Annotated in this window: 2 protein-coding genes and 1 pseudogene; all 3 read left to right on the top strand. The window is 46.1% G+C overall.

Annotated features, from left to right (window positions below; all coding sequences use genetic code 11):
- The coding region (gene fbpC, locus AACQ17_RS08970) for a ferric ABC transporter ATP-binding protein (RefSeq protein ID WP_094167728.1) at positions 1 to 957 on the top strand (957 nt) is incomplete at its 5' end.
- A 268-nt stretch (positions 958 to 1,225) separates the two neighbouring features.
- Complete coding sequence (gene mobA, locus AACQ17_RS08965; RefSeq protein WP_026027998.1) at positions 1,226 to 1,813, top strand: molybdenum cofactor guanylyltransferase MobA; 588 nt, start codon at positions 1,226 to 1,228, stop codon at positions 1,811 to 1,813.
- Positions 1,810 to 2,322, top strand: a pseudogene (mobB, locus tag AACQ17_RS08960) (molybdopterin-guanine dinucleotide biosynthesis protein B); the annotation flags it as partial. The gene mobA and the pseudogene mobB, both read left to right, overlap by 4 nt.
- Positions 2,323 to 2,343: the final 21 nt, after the last annotated feature.

Genomic DNA, 2,343 nt, shown 5'->3' with positions numbered 1-2,343 from the left:
CTTGTAACACTGCTCGGCCCTTCAGGATGTGGAAAAACGACCGTGCTGCGTTTGGTCGCAGGGCTCGAAAAACCAACCAGCGGCCAAATTTTTATTGATGGTGAAGACGTCACGAGTACCTCCATCCAGCAACGTGACATCTGCATGGTGTTTCAATCTTACGCTCTGTTTCCTCACCTTTCCTTACATGACAACGTAGGTTACGGCCTAAGAATGATTGGCTTGAGTAAAGATGAAGTAAAACAGCGAGTGGATGAAGCCTTGAAATTAGTAGATTTAGAAGGCTTTGGAGAACGTTACGTTGACCAAATTTCAGGAGGTCAGCAACAGCGAGTAGCGCTCGCTCGCGCGTTGGTGCTTAAGCCTAAGGTATTGCTATTCGATGAGCCGCTCAGTAACTTGGACGCCAATTTAAGACGCAGCATGCGTGAAACTATTCGAGAGTTGCAACAGCGTTTTAATATCACCTCTTTGTATGTGACGCACGATCAGGCGGAGGCCTTTGCCGTTTCTGATACTGTGATTGTGATGAAAGATGGCGACATCATGCAGCAGGGCTCACCAACTCAACTGTATAAGCACCCAACCTCGATGTTTATGGCCAACTTCATGGGCGAAGCCAATATTTTTGAGGGTCAATATGATGGTGAATATTTGATCATCAATGGCTATAAGATCCCTGCTAATGATGACAGTGTCACGGCTTTGCCTGCGGGGAATTATCAAATTGGTGTTCGACCAGAAGCTATTTTGCTCTGCGCGGACGGTGATGCCTGCCAACAGTGTCAAATTACCAGTATTGCTTACATGGGGTCGATGTATGAAGTGTTGGTTAAATGGCACAACAAAGAGCTGTTACTGCAACTCAACTCGTCACAATTTGACCCCAGTTACGCTGATCACCCTTACCTGACGATCAACCCCGTGGGGTTATTCCTACTACCTGAAGATGCTTAATACTGCCTAGCTTGACCAAACGCCTCCAAACGAATGGAGGCGTTTGTGTCTTAGTGAGAGCAATGAACAACTTAACGAGAGCAATGAAAAAGATCCACCCGCACAAATGAGATTGGTTATAATCATCAGCCAGTTAGCACCAAGGCATGAGTTGGGTTATCATCCTTACCTTGGTTTGTCGCCACTAAAAATGGGCGAGTGATGCTCAATCAATGAGTTTAACTTGTCTGTACGGCGCTCTTCTCATCGCACAATTAAGAGACATTTCATGTTACTTCCCACACAAACAAGTTGGGTTATTTTAGCGGGTGGGCAAGCCAGCCGTATGGGTGGACAAGACAAAGGGCTGATTGAACTCAATGGCCAACCTTTGATTCAACATGTCATGAATAAGCTTAAGCCGCAATCTACTAACCTGACGATTAACGCTAATCGTAACCATGCACAGTATCGTCAGTTTGCGCCTGTCATTTCCGATACCATGGCTGATTATCCCGGTCCACTCGCTGGAATTCAGGCAGGGTTAACCCATGCACAAACCGATTGGGTCGGATTTGTCCCTTGCGATTGCCCGTTGATCAATGACGATCTTGTTGCGCGTTTTTGCCATGCAGCTCAAGACTCGCATGATATTTTAGTCGCCCATGATGGTCACTTCGCTCAACCCGTATTCACCCTTATTCACCAACGTGTGCTGCCAACACTGACTGCATTTTTAGAACGTGGCGAGAGAAAAATCACCCGTCTTTATCAAGAATGCCACACAGATTACGTTGACTTTAGCGACTCGCCAAACTGCTTTTTGAACCTCAACACGCCTCAAGATCTGGCACAATTTGGAACTTTGACATCATGAAATATCAAGCGCCTTCATGCCCTTTGCTTGGCTTTGCGGCCTACTCTGGCACAGGAAAAACAACCCTGCTTGAAGCCTTGTTGCCCAAGTTAAGGGCAGCAGGCCTAACATTAGGCGTACTTAAGCACGCGCACCACGATTTTGATATTGATAAACCAGGTAAAGATAGCCATCGGCTGCGTAAAGCGGGGGCAAGCCAGATGTTAGTTGCATCGCGCTATCGTCATGCCATGATGACTGAGACGCCAGAAGCCGAACCCGATTTCGAATATCTTTTGTCTCGCTTTGATTGCGATAAACTCGACGTAATTTTAGTTGAAGGGTGTAAAAACCTCGCCTTTCCAAAAATTGAATTGCACCGTGCTGAAGTGGGTAAACCTTGGCTATATCCAAATGATGAAAATATCATCGCTATCGCCGCGGATGAAGTTGTGAAAAGTGCTTTACCACAGATGAACATCAATGATCTCGATGCAATAGCGGCGTTTGTGATTGAATATGTACAGCGTTGTAAATGAAATATCCTGCGC

This window comes from Vibrio sp. V10_P2A27P122 (assembly GCF_963874335.1).
GTDB classification, from domain to species: domain Bacteria; phylum Pseudomonadota; class Gammaproteobacteria; order Enterobacterales; family Vibrionaceae; genus Vibrio; species Vibrio anguillarum.
This window is presented reverse-complemented; position numbering and strand designations above follow the sequence as displayed.